The following is a 17,495-nucleotide window of genomic DNA, read 5'->3' on the forward strand; positions in this document are numbered from 1 at the left end:
TCCAGCCCAGCCGCGCCATGCAAGCGAGCTGCAAAATAATTGTCCAACGGAGCCGCCTGAATGCTAACCGCCAATCAAGCGATGGGCATGATCGAGACGCTCGACACTGCTGTTTTCCAGGTCAATAGCGGAAGCACGCTCAGTGACCAAACAAGTTTCCTGCGCGTGCAGAACTTCGCCCGATCGATGCTCGGCCGCTACGTCTACCTCGAGGTTGGCTCGGATATCGGCGGCAGCCTGTTACCGCACCTGATCGATCCGGCCTGTGAGGCGGCGATATCGGTCGATCTGCGTCCAGCGACCCAGCCCGACGAACGTGCCGAGGTTTTTCACTACCCTGACAACACGGCGGCCCGGATGATCGCCTTGCTGTCGGACAGGCTTCCGCCCGCCGCAATGGCCAAACTGACCACCATTGATAGCGACGTCTCCGCTGTACCTCCGGAGTCGATCGAGCCCAAGGCAACGCTCGCGCTGATCGACGCAGAGCACACGAACCAGGCCTGTTTTTCGGACTTTGTCGGCGTTCTGTCGCTTATGAAACCGGACTGCATCGTTTCCTTCCACGACGCCAACCTGATCGCGGACGCGATTGTCAATGCGGAGCGCTTTCTCGATCGTCTCGGCATCACGCACGAGACGGTGTTCCTTCCAGACACCGTGGCCGTGATGGGCCTCGGCAGGCTCGCATCCGCGGTCCGGGATCAGCTCCAGCCTCACGCGTTGGACCGGGAGACTTCCCTGGACCGATGGCAACGGCAGCTATGGTCTCACATAGCCAGCGTGCACTCGCGCCAAAATGATGCCGAGCTGGAGCATCTGCGCTCGGACAATTCGCGGTTGGCCGAGGAGATTGAACGTACGCGAGAGGCGAGCCGGGACGCGCAGGCTCGCCTGGACGCCATGTTGTCGAGCACGACGTGGCGTGCATCTACCCCGGTAAGGGCGGTGGTCGATCGTATCAAACGTGGCTTTGCACGCTGATTGGTGGGAGACCGCTTCAGCCTTTTGAAAGGGAGATGTGGTTCTTCTCATGAGCTGAAGCGCAAGTGGCGCACTGGCGAAGACAAGGCGACAGAGGCGGGCGAATGGATATCTTTGGCATCAAGTCGCTGTTGATCTGCGCGCTGATCTTCATTCCGTTCGAACATCTGTTTGCCGAGCGGCCGCAGAAGACCTTCCGCAAGGGCTTGGCTGTCGATCTGATCTATGTGCTGTTCAACGGCTTCATCATAAAGGCAGCCATCATCATGATGGCGGCCAGTGCCCTCGGCGCCGCTGCAATCCTTGTCCCACAATCGATAACCCAGGCCGTCAGTGGTCAGCCCATATGGCTGCAGGTTGCCGAAATCATCCTGATTACCGACATCGGCGTCTATTGGACGCATAGGGCCTTCCACGAAATCCCTGCGCTCTGGAAGTTCCATGCAGTTCATCACGGCATTGAGGAACTGGACTGGCTCGGGGCTTTCCATTCCCACCCGATCGACGCCATCCTCACGAAGGCAATATCGCTGACACCGATCTTTTTCCTTGGCTTCTCCGAAGCCTCGATCGCCGTCTTTTCGGGCATCTACTTCTGGCACACGCTGCTTGTTCATTCGAATGTGCGGATTCCGTTCGGACCCTTGAAATGGCTGGTCGCCAGCCCGCAATTCCATCGCTGGCACCATGCCAACCAGCGCGAGGCCTATGACAAGAACTTCGCCGGTCAGTTGCCTTTCCTGGACGTGGTGTTCGGCACCTACAACGCCACCGGCAACAAGGTGCCGGAGAAGTACGGCGTCGATGATCCGATCCCCTCGACCTACTTTGGTCAGACCGGCTATCCGCTGCTGCGCCGCAGGAAGCTGTCGAACCGAACTGCGCCGAGCACCGAAGCCTGACAGTTGGAAGGCTTTTGGCGCCGAATCGGCTAAGCCTTTGAGGCATGAACGAGACCTCACTCTATGCGCCGGTGAAGCGGTTCCTCGAAAGCCTCGACTTTGTCGTCAAGGGCGAGATCGGCGGCTGCGACATCGTCGCGCTGCGCGATGGAGAGCCGCCCATCGTCGTCATCTGCGAGCTGAAGCTGCAGTTCAATCTCGAGCTGGTGCTGCAAGGTGTCGACCGCGCGACGGCCTGCGACGAGGTGTGGCTGGCCGCGCGCCTGTCGGCCCGGGGCAAGGGACGCGAAGGCGATGCGCGGTTTCGCAATCTCTGCCGCCGGCTTGGCTTCGGCCTGCTTGGCGTCAGTGCAAATGACCGGGTCGAGGTGCTCCTCAGCCCGATCGCCGTGGCGCCGCGCAAGAATGCGCGCCGGCGCTCTCGCCTGGTCGACGAGCACCAGCGCCGTCGCGGCGATCCTGTCGCGGGAGGAGGATCGCGCAATCCGATCATGACGGCCTATCGCCAGAGCGCCCTCGCCTGCGCTGCCGCCATGGTGGATGGACCCAAGCGCCCGCGTGATCTGAAGGCGCTGACGCCGATCGCGCCGAAAATTCTGCGGCACAATGTCTATGGCTGGTTCGCGCGCGTCGACCGCGGCCTCTATGATCTCACGGATGCCGGCCGCGCCTCGCTGGTCCGTTGGCCGCAGGCATCGCATGATGAATCTCGACACGTAATGTTGAACGCTCCGGCCATCTAATTGAGGATGCATGCCGGGTCCGAGGCGATCCCCTTGGTTGATTTCTCCGACAAAATATGCTGCTTCTCCCGCCCATGAAGAAGCTCTGCATGACCGCCCTGGCGTCCGTGACACTGAGTTTTCCAGCCAACGCAATGGACAGTGCATTGCGTGCCGGCTTGTTGAAACTCGATCCCCAAACCCGGCTCGAACAGCGTTGCGACGCCGAAGTGCTCGACCGGATCACCCACGACGATCGCAAGTTCAAGGCGGATCGCGTCGTCGCCTACGCCTTCGCAACGCCAGAGATGGGCGCTGATGCAATCAGGAGCCCGGGTGCCGCCTTTCGCAGCAAGGGGCAATGGTACCGGCTGAAATTCAAGTGCCAGACGGCGCCGGATCACATGGAAGTCTTGCAGCTCCGCTATCGGATCGGCGACGAGATTCCGGAAGCCGATTGGGCAAAGTACAATCTCTACGACTGATTTTTGATCGGCAGTAGTGGTTTTGCCCGGCTGCAGGCGAGCGCCGCGGATCCTCAATCCGGCTTCGGCGCAAAGATGGTTTGGTCACGTCGTAACGAGTGATCCCTTGACGTCAAGGGACCACCAAGTTAGGGCCGTCTGGATAATCGACGAACACTCGGCAAATCAGCAAGGGCTTCCGGTCGATGGACATTTTCAGCGCTGCCAGCCTGACCGCCCTGCTCCAGGTCATCGCCATCGACCTCGTGCTCGCGGGCGACAATGCGATCGTCATCGGCCTGGCTGCTGCCGGCCTGCCGACCGAACAACGCAAGAAGGCGATCCTCATCGGTGTGCTGGCGGCAACGGTGCTGCGCATCGGCTTTGCCGCGGTTACCGTCAAGTTGCTGGCGATCGTCGGCCTGCTGCTGGCCGGCGGTATCTTGCTGCTGTGGGTCTGCTGGAAGATGTACCGCGAGCTGCGCACGTCCCATGCCGACGAGCTGGAAGCGACCGAGGCGCTGTCGAACTCCGATCTCGACAGCGACAAGATGGTGGCCGGCAAGACGAAGCGCAAGACGCTCGGCCAGGCCGCGTTGCAGATCGTCGTCGCTGACGTGTCGATGTCGCTCGACAACGTGCTGGCGGTCGCTGGTGCTGCGCGCGATCATTTCCCGGTGCTGGTCATCGGCCTGGTGTTGTCGATCGCGCTGATGGGGCTCGCCGCGACGTTTATTGCCAAGCTGCTGCATCGCCACCGCTGGATCGCCTATATCGGCCTGCTGATCATTCTCTATGTGGCGGTGGACATGGTCTATCGTGGCGCGGTGGAAGTCTGGCCGCATGTAAACGGCGCGGTCGGCTGAGGCCGCCCGCCTGCCGCTACTTCGATCCGAACATGCATGTTCCGAAGCGCAATCGCCGTGCGTTTTGCCGCATCGAAGGCGTGCCCATACCAATGCCGCAATAAGTGTGGTACTGCGCCGGCAATCCTGAAAAGCCCGGAAACGCTATATGTCCGCTCCTCGCGTGAGTTTTGTCAGTCTTGGATGCCCGAAGGCCCTTGTGGATTCGGAACGCATCATCACGCGCCTGCGCGCCGAGGGCTACGAGATCGCACGCAAGCATGACGGCGCCGACCTGGTCGTGGTCAACACCTGCGGCTTTCTCGATTCCGCCCGCGACGAGTCGCTCAACGCCATCGGTTCCGCGCTTTCGGAAAACGGCAGGGTCATCGTCACCGGCTGCCTTGGTGCCGAGCCGGACGTCATTCGCGAGAGGCACCCCAATGTGCTGGCGATCACCGGGCCGCAGGCCTATGAGAGCGTGATGGCTGCCGTTCACGAAGCGGCGCCACCTTCGCACGATCCCTATATCGACCTGCTGCCGCCACAAGGCGTCAAGCTGACCCCGCGCCACTACGCCTATCTCAAGATTTCCGAAGGCTGCAATAACCGCTGCACCTTCTGCATCATTCCAGCACTTCGTGGCGACCTCGTCTCGCGCCCCGCGGCCGATGTGCTGCGCGAAGCCGAGAAGCTGGCCAAGGCCGGCGTCAAGGAGCTCCTCGTCATCTCGCAGGACACCAGCGCCTACGGCATCGACATCAAGTACCAGACCAGCATGTTCGGCGACCGCGAAGTGCGGGCGAAATTCCTCGATCTTTCCGAGGAGCTGGGCAAGCTCGGCATCTGGGTGCGCATGCACTATGTCTACCCCTACCCGCATGTCGCAGACGTCATCCCGCTGATGGCCGAGGGCAAGATCCTTCCCTATCTCGACATTCCGTTCCAGCACGCCTCCCCGCAGGTGCTGAAGAACATGCGCCGGCCTGCCCATGGCGAAAAGACGCTCGAACGCATTCGCGGCTGGCGCGAGGTCTGCCCGGATCTGGCCATTCGCTCGACGTTCATCGTCGGCTTCCCCGGCGAGACGGACGAGGATTTCGAAATGCTGCTCGACTGGCTGGACGAGGCCAGGATCGATCGCGCTGGCTGCTTCAAATACGAGCCGGTCCGGGGCGCCCGCTCCAACGACCTCGGTCTCGAACAGGTGCCGCAGGAGATCAAGGAAGCGCGCTGGCACCGCTTCATGCAGCGCCAGCAGAAAATCTCGGCGACACAACTGGCCAAGAAGGTCGGCAAGCGCCTGCCGGTGCTGATCGATGAAGCGCATGGTACATCGACAAAGGGCCGCACCAAATACGATGCGCCAGAAATCGACGGCTCGGTGCACATCCAGTCGCGCCGCCCGCTGCGCGCCGGCGACATCGTCACCGTCAAGATCGACCGTGCCGATGCCTATGACCTCTACGGTTCGGCGGTCTGACGGGTCCGCATTTACTACATCTTGCGATAGTTCAGCCTCTTAACCCACTCCGCCACGATCCGCAGTATGGCTTCCCGACCGTAAATGCGGAAATTCGGATGGACGTCAGACCCGCCAGGCTGGATTACATCGCCACGCTGGACCTGCTCAGGCTGGCTGCCGCGCTGGCAGTCGTGCTCTTTCACTATTTCTTTCGTGGTGCGGCCGCCGAAGGCATTCTCGCCGACGGGTATCCGCTTGCCGCGCGGTTCGCCATCCATGGCTACCTCGGCGTCAATCTGTTCTTTCTGATCAGCGGCTTCGTCATTGCCTGGTCGGCGGAAAACCGCAGCTGGGACCAGTTTGCGATGGCGCGTTTCGTTCGCCTCTATCCGGGCTTCCTGCTCTGCATGACGATCACTTTCGCGATCATCATCCTTTCTGGCACACCGCTGCTTCCGGCCTCTTTTGTCCAATATGCCGCCAATCTGTCGATGTTCGCGCCGGCCTTCGGCCAGCCCTTCATGGATGGCGTCTACTGGTCGATCGTTCTTGAACTGGTTTTCTACGGCTGGGTGACGCTGGCCCTGTTCACCGGGCTCTTCCAGAGACGCAAGCTGGAGCTGATCTTCATCTGGCTGGCGATCTCGGCTTTCAACGAATTCTTCCTCGGCAGCGGCGCGGCAAGACTGCTGTTCATCACCGAGTTCGGGCCGTTCTTCGCCGCCGGCGTGCTGGTTCACCACCTCCATGCGCATGGGCGTTCCCTGCCCGCCTTGCTGCTGCTCGCAGCCGCGTTCCTGATCTCATGCGGCACACTATCCGTGACGCAGCACTGGATGTTGGACCACTACGGCCTTGCCGTTTCGTCGGCCAATCTCGTCGTCGCCAATGTCGTCATGCATGGCGCGCTCACCGGCGCGGTGCTGTTGCGCCATCGTGTCCGGTCATCGGCCCTCACCCTGGCGCTCGGCGGGCTGACCTATCCGCTCTACCTCCTGCACCAGAACATCGGCTATCTCGCCATCAATGCCGCAGCACCCCTAGTCGGCAAATGGCTTGCCGCCTTTGGCTGTATCGCACTCATGCTCGTTGTTTCGTGGGCGATCTTTCGCTGCTGCGAACGCCCGGCGCAGCGGCTGCTCAGGATTTGGCTCGGCCGTGCGGTCGATGTCGGGTTGGCGAGATTTCGCCGCACCCACGCCGGGACGCAAGCCGCCGAATGAAAAAGGGCGCCACGGGCGCCCTTTTCTTTTTTGGTATCCTGTGCCGTTTACTGCGGCAGCTTGTCGTCGACACCCTTCACATAGAAATTCATGCCGAGCAGCGTGCCGTCGTCGGCGACCTCGCCATCCTTCAGCCACGGCGTTCCGTCCTGCTTGGCGATCGGTCCGGTGAAGGGATTCCAGCCGCCGGCGATCTTCTTTGCGGTGGCTTCGGCCATCGCCTTCACGTCGTCGGGCATGTTGGTGTAGGGCGCGAGCTTGACCGCACCGTCCTTGATGCCAAGCCAGACATTGTCCGGCTTCCAGGTGCCGTCCAGGGCAGCCTGGACCCGGCTGATGTAGTACGGGCCCCATTCGTCGGTGAGCGAGGTCAGCTGAGCGTTCGGCGCGAACTTGATCATGTCGGAGGACTGGCCGAAGCCGTGCAGCTTGCGCTCTTCCGCCACCTGCAGGGCGGCGGTCGAATCGGTGTGCTGGACGATGATGTCGGCGCCCTGGTCGAACAGCGCCTTGGCGGCGTCGGCTTCCTTGCCCGGATCGAACCACGAATTCACCCAGACGATCTTGGCCTTGAAATTCGGATTGATCGACTGCGCGCCGAGCATGAAGGAATTGATGCCCATCACCACTTCGGGGATCGGGAAGGAAACGATGTAGCCGGCGACACCGGCCTTCGATTCCTTGGCGGCGATCTGGCCGAGCACATAGCGGCCTTCATAGAAACGCGCATTGTAGATGCCGAGATTGTCACCGGACTTGTAGCCGGTTGCGTGCTCGAACATCACCTTGGGGAATTTCTTCGCCACCTTCACTTCCGGGTCCATGAAGCCGAAGGAGGTGCCGAAGATGATCTTGCAGCCTTCGCGCGCCAGACGCTCGAAAGCGCGGTCGGCATCGGGGCCTTCGGAGACGTTTTCGAGATAGGCGGTTTCGACCTTGTCGCCGAGCGCCTTCTCCACCTCGAGACGGCCCTGGTCGTGCTGGTAGGAATAGCCGAAATCGCCGATCGGGCCTGTGTAGACCCAACAGGCTTTCAATTTGTCGGCTGCCTCTGCGGACGCCGCCAGCGACAATGCCGCTGTCGTGGTCATCAGGGCAATAAGCAGTTTTTTCATTGTGTTACCTCTCTGTGTTAAGCCTTGGAGCTTCCCGTTTTTTTATTGTCAACGATCCGGAACGAATGGCTGCCCCAAGGAAGCCGGCGTGTTCATCATCGTCAGACGCTTGTTGCGCGAGATTAGAACGAGAACCACGACGGTTGCCAGATAGGGTAGTGAAGAAAGAAACTGTGATGGCACTGGAATGCCAAAAGCCTGTGCATGAAGCTGGCCGATCCACACCGCGCCGAAGATGTAGGCGCCGGCCAGCACCCGCCATGGCCGCCACGACGCGAACACCACCAGCGCCAACGCGATCCAGCCGCGGCCGGCGCTCATGTTCTCGACCCATTGCGGCGTGTAGACCAGCGACAGATGGCCGCCGGCGAGACCGGCACAGGCGCCGCCGAAGATCACCGCGAGATAGCGGTAGCGGATGACCTGGATGCCCAGTGCATGGGCTGACGTATGGCTGTCGCCGATCGAGCGCAGCGTCAGTCCGGTCCGGGTCTTGAACAGGAACCACATCACGGAGGCGGTCAGGGCGATCGAGATGTAGAAGATAGGGTCCTGCCCGAACAGCAACCTGCCAATGACAGGGATCGAAGTCAGGCCGGGGATGTCGAGGTTGGGCAGCCTTTCGCCGGGCTGGCCGACAAAGCTCGTCCCCATCATGCCGGAGAGGCCGAGGCCGAGCAGGGTCAGCGACAGGCCGGTCGCCACCTGGTTGGTGGCCAGCGACAGCGTCATCACCGCAAACAGCAGCGAGAACACCGCGCCCATGGCGATTGCCGCCAACAAGCCGATCCAGGGTGATCCCGTGAGATAACTGGCGCCGAAGCCGCCGACGGCACCCATGATCATCATGCCCTCGACGCCGAGATTGAGCACGCCGGAGCGCTCGACCACCAGTTCGCCGATCGCCGCGATCAACAGCGGCGTTGCCGCGGTGGCTATGGTCAGAAGGATGTTTATGGTGATGTCCATCAACGGGCTTCCTTCAATTTTGGCGCGGCTTCGAGTTTCGCGGCACCTTCCGGTTTGGTCAGTGCCAGGCCAATTAGGCGAATGCGGTAGTGAATGAGCGTGTCGCAGCCGAGCACGAAGAACAGCAGCATGCCCTGGAACACCCGCGCCACCTTGTCGGAGATGCCGAGCGCGCTTTGCACCGCCTCACCGCCGAGATAAGTCAGCGCCAGCACAAGGCCGGCGGCAACGATGCCGAGTGGGTTGAGGCGGCCAAGGAACGCCACGATGATGGCGGTGAAGCCGTAGCCGGGCGAAATGACGGGCTGCAGCTGGCCGATGGCGCCCGAGACTTCCGAGATGCCGGCAAGGCCTGCCAAGGCGCCCGACAGCAGGAAGGCGAAGAACACCATGCGGTTGAGGCCGAAGCCGGCGAAACGCCCTGCCCGCGGGCTTGAGCCCAGCACGCGCACCTCAAAACCCTTCAGCATGCGGCTCATCAGGATCCAGACCAGCACCGCGGCGACCAGCGCGAACACAAAACCCCAGTTCGCTCGTCCGGCATCCGGCAGCAGTTCCGGCAGCACGGCCGAGTCGTTGAACTGAATCGTTTGCGGGAAACCATGGCCCTGCGGATCGCGCCACGGTCCGCGCACCAGCCAGTCGAGGAAAAGCTGGGCGACATAGACCAGCATCAGGCTGGTCAGGATCTCGTTGGTGCCGAAGCGCGTCTTGAGCAGAGCCGGGATTGCCGCATAGGCGGCACCACCGACCATGCCGAGCAACAACATCAGCGGCAGGACCAGCGGGCCTTCGAACTGTGGAAGCAGCACCGGAATGATCGAGCCGGCGATGCCGCCGAGGATGAACTGGCCTTCGGCGCCGATGTTCCAGATGTTGGCCTTGTAGCAGACCGACAGGCCGACAGCGATCAGGATGAGCGGCGCCGCCTTGATCGCCAGTTCATGCAACTGCCAGACCTGGCTCACCGGCTCGATGAAGTAAATCCGGAACGCGGTCAACGGATTGACGCCGAGCAGTGCGAACAAGATGGCGCCCGCGATGATCGTCAGCGCGAAGGCGATGAATGGCGACAGGGCCGAGAACAGCGCGGAGCGCTGCGGGCGTTTGACGAGTTCGAGGCGCATCATGCCGTCTCCAGCGTGTGTTCGGCGTGGCCGGGTTCGGCGCCGCCCATCAGCAAGCCGACCTTCTCGAAGGTCGCCTCGGCGATCGGCAGCGGCCTGGACAGCTCGCCATTGTGCATGACCGCGATCGCATCCGATATCTCGAACAGCTCGTCGAGATCCTGGCTGATCACCAGCACCGCCGATCCGCTGCGAGACAATTCGATCAGGGCCTGTCGGATGTGGGCGGCAGCGCCCGCGTCGACGCCCCAGGTCGGCTGGTTGACCACCATGACGCTTGGCCGGCGGTCGAGTTCACGGCCGACGATGAATTTCTGCAGATTGCCGCCCGAAAGTGCCGCGGCCTCCGGATCCGGCGCGCTCTTGCGCACGTCCATCGCCTCGATGATGCGTTGGGCGGCGGCGTAGATGGCGCCGCTCTTGACCATTCCGCCGGTGCCGACAAAGGCCTTGCCGTCGGTGGCATGGCGCGACAGCAGCAGGTTCTCGGAAAGCTTCATGCGCGGTGCAGCACCGTGGCCGAGGCGCTCTTCCGGCACGAAGGCAGCGCCCAACAGGCGGCGTCCGGTGATGGTGAGGCCACCCGCGTCCTTGTTGCGAATGCGCACGGAGGCAGCATCCTGCTGCAACACCTCGCCGGAGACGGATTCGAAGAATTCGCCCTGGCCGTTGCCAGCGACGCCCGCGATGCCGATCACCTCGCCGGCGCGGACGTTCAGGCTGATACCCTTGAGCGGTATAGAGAACGGCGTTGCCGGTTTGCGGCTGAGGTTGCGGATTTCGAGAAGCGGCTGCGCCTTCTCGATCCCCTCGACCGGCGCACGCACCACGGCCTGCACTTCGTTGCCGACCATCATGCGGGCGAGCGAAGAGGCTGTTTCCTCGCGCGGATTGCAGTGGCCGACCACCTTGCCATGCCGCAACACGGTGGCGCGGTCGCAGATGCGTTTGACCTCTTCAAGCCGGTGCGAAATGTAGAGGATGGATTTGCCTTCCGAGCGCAGACGCTCCAGCGTCTCGAACAGCTTGTCGGCCTCCTGCGGTGTCAGCACCGAGGTCGGCTCGTCCAAAATGATGAGCTGCGGTGTTTGCAGCAGGCAGCGGATGATCTCGATGCGCTGGCGCTCGCCGACCGACAGGTCGCCAACCATCGATTCAGGATCGAGCGGCAGGCCGTAGCTGTAGGAAAGCGCCCTCGCCTTCGCCGCGATGCTGCTGATCGGCGAACCGTCATCCAGCGACAGCGCGATGTTCTCGGCCGCGGTGAGCGCCTCGAACAGCGAGAAGTGCTGGAACACCATGCCGATGCCGAGCTTTTTCGCGAAGCCCGGGCTGGAAATCCTGACCGCCTGGCCGTTCCAGAAGATCTCGCCGGAATTGGGCTCTAGAGAGCCGAACAGCATCTTGACCAGCGTCGACTTGCCGGCGCCGTTTTCGCCGAGCAAAGCGTGGATTTCACCCCTGGCGATGTCGAGATCGATATGATCGCACGCCGTCAGCGTACCGAATATCTTGGTGAGGCCACGGACCTCGAGCAGGTTCGTACCGTCCTGATTTGCACTCACAGTGCCTCCCATCTGGTTAGCCAGATATGTTCTGTGTTCCCGCAAGCATGGTAGGCGCGGCCTGCTCCCATCGGAAAGCGGCACGCGTCTTGAAAGAGCTTCAAGAATTTCAGCGGAAATTCAAGGGATAGCAAGGCAGAACGGACTAAGGGATGAGAATGGTCGTCCCTGTCGTCCTGCGGCCTTCAAGGTCGGAATGCGCCTTGCCGACGTCCTTGAGCGCATAGCGTTGGTTGATCTTGACCTTGACGGCGCCGCTGAGCACGACCTCGAACAAGGCGGCCGCTGAGGCATCGAGGTCCTCGCGTTTTGCATTGTAGACGAACAAGGTCGGCCTTGTGGCGAACAGGGAGCCCTTCTGGGCCAGCAACGACATGCTGAACGGCGGGATCGGTCCCGAGGACTGGCCGAAGCTGACGAACATGCCGAGCGGCTTCAGGCAGTCGAGCGAAGCCGGAAACGTGTCGTTGCCGACCGAATCGTAGACGACGTCGCATTTGCTGCCGCCGGTGATAGCGGCGACGCCGGCGACAAAATCCTGTTCCTTGTAGTTGATGACATGATCGAAGCCATGCTCCTTGGCGAGCTCGATCTTGTCGGTTGAGCTGGCGGTGCCGATGACAGTCGCGCCGAGATGTTTCGCCCATTGCCCGAGGATCAGCCCAACGCCGCCGGCCGCGGCGTGAAACAGGATCGTGTCGCCTGCTTTCACTTTGAAAGTCCGGCGCAACAGGTATTCGGCGGTCATGCCTTTCAGCATCATCGCGGCCGCCTGTTCGTCGCTTATGCCGTCCGGAATCTTCACCACCCGGTCGGCGGCAATGACGCGTTGTTCGGCATAGGCGCCGACATTCGTCGAATAGGCGATCCGGTCGCCCGGCTTCAGCCAGTCGACGCCCTGGCCGACTTCCAGCACCACGCCGGCAGCCTCGCTGCCCGGAATCAGCGGAAATCCGCCAGGCGGCGGATAAAGGCCCGTGCGGTGATAGACATCGATGAAATTGAGGCCGATCGCCGTATGCCGGATCAGGATCTGCCCTGATCCCGGCCGGCCCGGATCGGCGTCCTCATAGGCCAGGACTTCCGGGCCACCATTCGCGTGGATGCGGATCGCTTTGGGCATGGGTTGGGCTTCCTTGGGCTGGTCAGGTTTTTTTGGCACCGAGATTTGGTTTGGCACCGAGATTTGGAAAGAACTGCATGATGCCACCGATGCAGGCAAGATAGAGCCCGGTAATGGTGATGCCGATCTTGGTGAAGGTGCTGACCTGCTCGCCCAGCACGCCGATCTGATCGTAGAAGGCAGCGAGCGCTGCCTGCGCCAGCGCAAGCGCGCCGAAAGCGCACCACAAAAGCGTCATCGCAAGATTGATGCGCCTAAGCCGCACCACCCGCACCGGGTGGATGAAGTTGATCGGGACGAAAGTCAGAATGCCGGCCACCACCACCACCGCGAACGAAACCCATTGTCCCGGCTCGATGACGAACAGCGTGAACACCACCATGTTCCAGACCACGGGGAATCCCTTGAAGAAATTCTCCTTCGTCTTCATGCCGGTGTCGGCATAGTAGATGGCGCTGGAGACGACGATGATCGCCGCCGACAGGAATGACAGTCCCTCGCCCATGAAGCCGCGCTGGTAAAGCGCGAAGGCCGGGATCAGGACGTAGGTCACATAGTCGATGATGTTGTCGAGCATTTCGCCCGACCAGGTCGGCAGTATCTCCTTGACCTCGAGCTTTCTGGCGATCGGCCCATCGATGCCGTCGACGAACAGTGCCAGCCCGAGCCACCAGAACATCGCCGTCCAGCGCTGTTCGCTCGCCGCCACCAGCGACAGGAAGGCCAGGAACGAGCCGGAGGCGGTCAGCAGATGGACGGAGAACGCCCTCGCCTGCGGCCAGGTGACTTTCTTCTTCGGTCGCGGAATCCGATCAGTCAGCTTCTTGGCCGTGATCTTCCTGGCCGCTGTGTTCTTGCTCACGGGCCCCGCCAATCCAGCTTGCAGATTTCGGCCGAACGGCCGGCGAAATTCCAGTTGCGGCCGAAAGCCCGCATCTTGCTCTTGTCGGACCTGGCAACGATGATCTCAGGCGCGATCCAGTATTCCGAATTGCTGATCACCGTATCCTTGTCGCGGTCCTTGCCGGGGATCGGTGTCACCGCACCGTCGATGATCTTCGGTATCTGGAAGATGCGTGTCTTGTCACGCGTCTCATAGGTGATCGGCACTTGTTCGACGCCGAGGAACTTTCCGACAAGGATGGACAGCAACGATGTGGTTCCACCCGCCTTGCCGGTGAAAATCTTCGTCAGCGCCTTGACCGCGTAGACCGAGGCGCGCTTGTCGATGAACAGGCCGGCGGTCCAGTTGCCGCGGCTCATGTAACCGGGGATTTCCATGATCAGCCCGAGATTGAGACCCGACAGGTCGACGTCGCCGAAATGGCCGGCATCGATGCGAAATCCGGCCCAGGTCTGGCAATAGCCTTCGGTCGGCGGATGATTGCCGAGGGAGAGCACGCAAGGGCAAAAAACCGTGCAATTGCAGGAGAGTACGAGCTCTCCCTTCATCGCCCAGCTCTGATCTGCCATCGATTTTCCCCCACTCATAGCGAGACTACTAGCAGCGCCGCTGCCCAGACAAGCAGTATCGCACCGGCCAGCCGGGTTGGCACCCTGCTTGCCGTTTGTTTTTCGATCAGGGTGAACAGCCCGATCAACGCCATCCAGAAGACGTTCATCACCCCGACGGCGAACATCACCAGCATCAACGCCCAGCAGCAGCCGAGGCACCACACGCCTTGGACGATGCCGAGCCGGAAGACGCGGACAGGCCTCGTGCTCCAGTTCGCGAACAGGATGGAGAACGGGTTCCTGCATTTCTTCAGGCAGGCTTCCTTCAGGCCGCTGAACTGGTAGAGGCCGGCAATCAACAGGGCGAGCGCGCCGGCAAAGCCGATGAACGGGTCGAGCAGAGCACCTGACGAGGTGGACACATGGGCGGCCAAGGTCAGCGCCGCGAACATCGCCGAGGCGGCGAGCCAGACGCTGAGGTAGCCGGCAACCAGCACCAGGGGATGGGCGACCGTCTCGCCCTTGGTTCGAGCCGTGTCGGCGATCTCGCAATAGGTGCGGATCATCGGCGCGGCCGAAGGCAGCATGGTCGCGATCGCCATCAGGAACCACATCAAAACCAGCGCGCCGGTTTGCTGACCGAGACTTCCGTCCAGCGGCGCCGGCGAGAGGCAGAGCGCGAAGAACCGCTCCAGGAAGTCCGGCAACGGCAGTGGCGGCAGGTTGCGCAGGAGCGCGTCGCCAGGGGCGCCGGCGCCTGCAATCCGACCTTCGGCGCTGCGGATCGCCATCGCGGCGAGGAACAGCCAGGCAAGCAGGATACAGGCGCCGACAACGACATTTACCGTGACGCGAGGATTGCGCGCGATGTTCGCCATGGCGCGGCCGGCGCGGTCGAGATGGCTGAAGTCGTCGTGCTGGCCGGTCATGACATTCGAATGGGCCGAATCGCCACGTTGATCAAGCGGCATGAATTGACCTATATGCTGATCGACTGGCAGGTCGGGTGGGCTGCCTCGCATAGCAAGCCGGAAGCCGATCTTGGAGCATCAGAAAACTGCGCGGATACTGGTTGCTGGCACGGGGCCGGCAGGGCTGATCGCGGCGCTCGCTTTCGCCGATGCCGGTTTCCCGGTGACGCTGGTCGGGCCCGAAGCTTCTGCCCCCGATGGCCGCACGACGGCCTTGATGAACCCTGCCTTGCAGGTGCTTGCGCGGCTGGGCGTGCTCGAAGCCATCAGGCCCAAGGCAGCGCCGTTGAAGGTGATGCGCATCGTCGACGCGACCAGCCGGCTGATCCGCAGCCCCGTCGTCACCTTCCGCGCCAGCGAGATCGACGAAGACCAGTTCGGGCTGAACCTGCCCAACAGCGTCCTCAATCCGGCGCTCGCCAGCACTGTTGCCGCGCATACCGGTATCGAATGGCGACGGGCGATGGTGGCGAGTTGGCATCTCGATGCCGAGTATGTCCGTGCCGTCCTGACCGACGGCAGCAAGGTGGATGCTTCCCTGGCGGTCGCCGCCGACGGCCGGCTGTCGCCGGCGCGCGAGGCGGCCGGCATCTCGACCTCGGCCCGCTCCTACCCGCAGGCAGCTTTGGTCGTCAATTTTCGTCACAGTGGCGACCACGCCTTCACCTCGACCGAATTCCACACCGAGACCGGTCCGTTCACGCAGGTCCCGCTGCCCGGCAATCGCTCAAGCCTTGTCTGGGTGGTGAAGCCCGAGACCGCAACGGAACTCGCCGCATTGGACGATGCAACGCTTTCGCTGCGGGTCGAACGGCAGATGCAGTCGATGCTGGGCCGGGTGACGGTCGAGCCGGGCCGGCAGATCTACCCGCTGTCGGCGGTGACGCCGCTGCGTTTCGCGCGGGAGCGTGTGGCGCTTGTCGGCGAAGCCGCCCACGTATTTCCGCCGATCGGCGCGCAAGGCCTCAATCTCGGTATCAGGGATATCGACGATCTCGTTGGTATTGCTGGTGAAAACCGTACCGATCCCGGCACTGCCAAGGCCCTTGCAGCCTACGATTTCAAGCGCCGCCCCGATATTCTGGCGCGCAGCAGCGCGGTCAATCTGCTCAACATGTCGCTGCTTTCCGACATGCTGCCGGCCCAGATGGCCCGTGTTGCCGGGCTCGGCGTGCTCGGCGGCTTCGCGCCGCTTCGCGCCTTTTTCATGCGCGAAGGGCTTCGTCCCGGCAGCGGCTTCGCGGCGCTGGCGGGCGGCCTGCGAAGGCCAGCGCGCTGACAGCGATCTCCCGGACATTCCGACAGTCTGCATCATCGACGATCGTCGACATCAGCAGTATGCGGCAAAACCTTTGCGTCGCTTCGCGCGTAGCTTCAATGCGTTCAAGCGCTTCGGGATTGAATTGACGCGCAGCCTGCGCCAGATAAAGCTAAGGAATTCAGTGGTGAGTACGATGAAAACAGCCAAATTCGCAATCGGACAGGTGGTTCGACACCGGCTGTTTCCCTTCAAGGGCATCATTTTCGACGTCGATCCGCAATTCGCCAACACCGACGAATGGTACGAAGCCATCCCCGCCGACGTGCGGCCGCGCAAGGATCAGCCTTTCTATCACCTGCTCGCCGAGAATTCGGAAACCGAGTACATCGCCTATGTCTCCGAGCAGAATTTGCTCGAGGATCAGTCGGGCGAGCCGGTCCGGCATTCGCAGATCAAGGAGATGTTCGACAAGAGGCCGGACGGGCGCTACGAGCCGAAACGGCAATCAAGGCATTGACCGACCGAGCGACCGGCGCAAAAAAAGCGGGGCATGACCCCGCTTTTTTTATGAGCCGACAAATATCGGCCGATCAGTTGGCGGTCTTCGCCTTGTCCTGCTCTTCCTTGAGCTTCTTGGCGAAATCCTGGTTGTTCTTGGCGACAAAATCCTGAAGCTTCTTCTGCCGGTCCTCGATGTCGGACTGCTGCAGCGGCGGGCCGTCATAGGCGCCGCTGAAGCCCTGCAGGGCGATCTTGATCGGATTGGGCTGGTTCTGGAAATTGACCGAGGTCAATGTGATCGCCTGGCCCTTCTTGAAGGCACCGACAAGCTGGTCGGTCAGCGGCACTTCAGCCACGCAACGATCCGGGAAGCAGATGACGTAATCAAGCTTCACGGCCTTGCCGGTATCGATCTGCAGGCCAATGCCGGGAGGCACAAGACGGCCGGTCGGGACCGTTACCTGGAACACCTTGCGGTTCACCTTGCCCTTCAGCTCGATCAGGCTGACGCCGGTGATCAGCTGGCCGTTGCCGGCGGTGGTGATGTTCTGGACGTTGCAGATGTCGACGTCTTCCTGCTTGGTGCAGGCTTTGAACCAGCCTTGCGGAATCTGCTGTTGCTGCTGTGCGGAAGCAGCGGGAAGTCCTGCGCCCAGAAAGCCGACCACGCCAGCGGCCATGACCGACAGGCGGTACGCGTTGCTGTTCAGGCTCGTCATGTCGTGCATTTCCTCTCAAATGATCCCAGGACCGGCTTCTTCGTGCCGTGCGGTCCAGCTACCTGTTGCCGAAATGAGGCAACA

General features: G+C 62.0%; 18 protein-coding genes. 9 read left to right on the forward strand and 9 right to left on the reverse strand.

The window, feature by feature from the left end:
- Positions 1–60: 60 nt before the first annotated feature.
- The 7 genes from ACFSOZ_RS12815 (at position 61) to ACFSOZ_RS12845 (ending at position 6,605) form a co-directional block, all read left to right on the forward strand.
- Positions 61–984, forward strand: coding sequence for a class I SAM-dependent methyltransferase (locus tag ACFSOZ_RS12815; protein ID WP_379098001.1), 924 nt, complete (start codon positions 61–63; stop codon positions 982–984).
- A gap of 104 nt (positions 985–1,088) precedes the next feature.
- Positions 1,089–1,886, forward strand: coding sequence for a sterol desaturase family protein (locus ACFSOZ_RS12820; protein ID WP_379098004.1), 798 nt, complete (start codon positions 1,089–1,091; stop codon positions 1,884–1,886).
- Between the two features lie 44 nt (positions 1,887–1,930).
- Entirely contained in the window at positions 1,931–2,629 is a 699-nt protein-coding gene (locus tag ACFSOZ_RS12825; RefSeq protein WP_379098006.1) for a DUF2161 domain-containing phosphodiesterase, read from the forward strand.
- A gap of 56 nt (positions 2,630–2,685) precedes the next feature.
- The gene (locus ACFSOZ_RS12830) at positions 2,686–3,093 is read left to right on the forward strand and encodes a DUF930 domain-containing protein (RefSeq protein WP_379098008.1); all 408 of its coding nucleotides are present in this window, start codon (positions 2,686–2,688) and stop codon (positions 3,091–3,093) included.
- A 185-nt stretch (positions 3,094–3,278) separates the two neighbouring features.
- Positions 3,279–3,938, forward strand: a complete 660-nt coding sequence (locus ACFSOZ_RS12835; protein WP_379098011.1) for a TerC family protein — start codon at positions 3,279–3,281, stop codon at positions 3,936–3,938.
- A 148-nt stretch (positions 3,939–4,086) separates the two neighbouring features.
- Positions 4,087–5,400: a 30S ribosomal protein S12 methylthiotransferase RimO gene (gene rimO / locus ACFSOZ_RS12840; protein WP_379098015.1), complete on the forward strand. Its 1,314-nt coding sequence runs from the start codon at positions 4,087–4,089 to the stop codon at positions 5,398–5,400.
- A 98-nt stretch (positions 5,401–5,498) separates the two neighbouring features.
- Positions 5,499–6,605 carry an acyltransferase family protein gene (locus ACFSOZ_RS12845; RefSeq protein ID WP_379098018.1) on the forward strand — a complete coding sequence of 369 codons (1,107 nt, stop codon included), beginning with the start codon at positions 5,499–5,501 and terminating at the stop codon, positions 6,603–6,605.
- Positions 6,606–6,652: 47 nt separating this feature from the next.
- On the opposite strand, the gene ACFSOZ_RS12850 is transcribed toward ACFSOZ_RS12845, so the two are convergent.
- The 8 genes from ACFSOZ_RS12850 to ACFSOZ_RS12885 form a co-directional block, all read right to left on the reverse strand.
- Positions 6,653–7,720, reverse strand: a complete 1,068-nt coding sequence (locus ACFSOZ_RS12850) for a BMP family ABC transporter substrate-binding protein (RefSeq protein ID WP_379098021.1) — start codon at positions 7,718–7,720, stop codon at positions 6,653–6,655.
- 48 nt (positions 7,721–7,768) lie between these two features.
- The gene (locus ACFSOZ_RS12855; protein ID WP_379098024.1) at positions 7,769–8,689 is read right to left on the reverse strand and encodes an ABC transporter permease; all 921 of its coding nucleotides are present in this window, start codon (positions 8,687–8,689) and stop codon (positions 7,769–7,771) included.
- On the reverse strand, positions 8,689–9,819 hold the full coding sequence (locus ACFSOZ_RS12860; protein WP_379098027.1) for an ABC transporter permease: 1,131 nt from the start codon (positions 9,817–9,819) through the stop codon (positions 8,689–8,691). Before ACFSOZ_RS12860 ends, ACFSOZ_RS12855 begins: the two co-directional genes overlap by 1 nt.
- Positions 9,816–11,393, reverse strand: coding sequence for an ABC transporter ATP-binding protein (locus ACFSOZ_RS12865; RefSeq protein ID WP_379098030.1), 1,578 nt, complete (start codon positions 11,391–11,393; stop codon positions 9,816–9,818). The genes ACFSOZ_RS12860 and ACFSOZ_RS12865 overlap by 4 nt, the downstream gene beginning before the upstream one ends.
- Positions 11,394–11,526: 133 nt before the next feature.
- A complete protein-coding gene (locus ACFSOZ_RS12870) occupies positions 11,527–12,504 on the reverse strand; it encodes a quinone oxidoreductase family protein (protein WP_379098033.1) in 978 nt (325 codons plus the stop codon).
- 22 nt (positions 12,505–12,526) lie between these two features.
- A complete protein-coding gene (pcsA, locus tag ACFSOZ_RS12875; protein ID WP_379098036.1) occupies positions 12,527–13,366 on the reverse strand; it encodes a phosphatidylcholine synthase in 840 nt (279 codons plus the stop codon).
- Positions 13,363–13,977: a DUF1326 domain-containing protein gene (locus ACFSOZ_RS12880; RefSeq protein WP_379098039.1), complete on the reverse strand. Its 615-nt coding sequence runs from the start codon at positions 13,975–13,977 to the stop codon at positions 13,363–13,365. The genes pcsA and ACFSOZ_RS12880 overlap by 4 nt, the downstream gene beginning before the upstream one ends.
- A gap of 14 nt (positions 13,978–13,991) precedes the next feature.
- A complete protein-coding gene (locus ACFSOZ_RS12885) occupies positions 13,992–14,930 on the reverse strand; it encodes a DUF2182 domain-containing protein (protein ID WP_379098043.1) in 939 nt (312 codons plus the stop codon).
- A 70-nt stretch (positions 14,931–15,000) separates the two neighbouring features.
- Here ACFSOZ_RS12885 and ACFSOZ_RS12890 point away from each other — a divergent pair, with 70 nt between their 5' ends.
- Both ACFSOZ_RS12890 and hspQ read left to right on the forward strand, forming a co-directional pair.
- Positions 15,001–16,209 (forward strand): UbiH/UbiF family hydroxylase, encoded by a 1,209-nt coding sequence (locus ACFSOZ_RS12890; RefSeq protein WP_379098046.1) that lies wholly within the window; start codon positions 15,001–15,003, stop codon positions 16,207–16,209.
- A gap of 175 nt (positions 16,210–16,384) precedes the next feature.
- Complete coding sequence (hspQ, locus tag ACFSOZ_RS12895) at positions 16,385–16,708, forward strand: heat shock protein HspQ (RefSeq protein ID WP_379098049.1); 324 nt, start codon at positions 16,385–16,387, stop codon at positions 16,706–16,708.
- Positions 16,709–16,781: 73 nt separating this feature from the next.
- Here hspQ and ACFSOZ_RS12900 read toward each other — a convergent pair whose 3' ends face one another.
- Positions 16,782–17,411, reverse strand: coding sequence for an invasion associated locus B family protein (locus ACFSOZ_RS12900; protein ID WP_379098052.1), 630 nt, complete (start codon positions 17,409–17,411; stop codon positions 16,782–16,784).
- Positions 17,412–17,495: the final 84 nt, after the last annotated feature.

The organism is Mesorhizobium newzealandense (assembly GCF_042682145.1).
In the GTDB taxonomy this organism is placed as follows: domain Bacteria; phylum Pseudomonadota; class Alphaproteobacteria; order Rhizobiales; family Rhizobiaceae; genus Mesorhizobium; species Mesorhizobium newzealandense.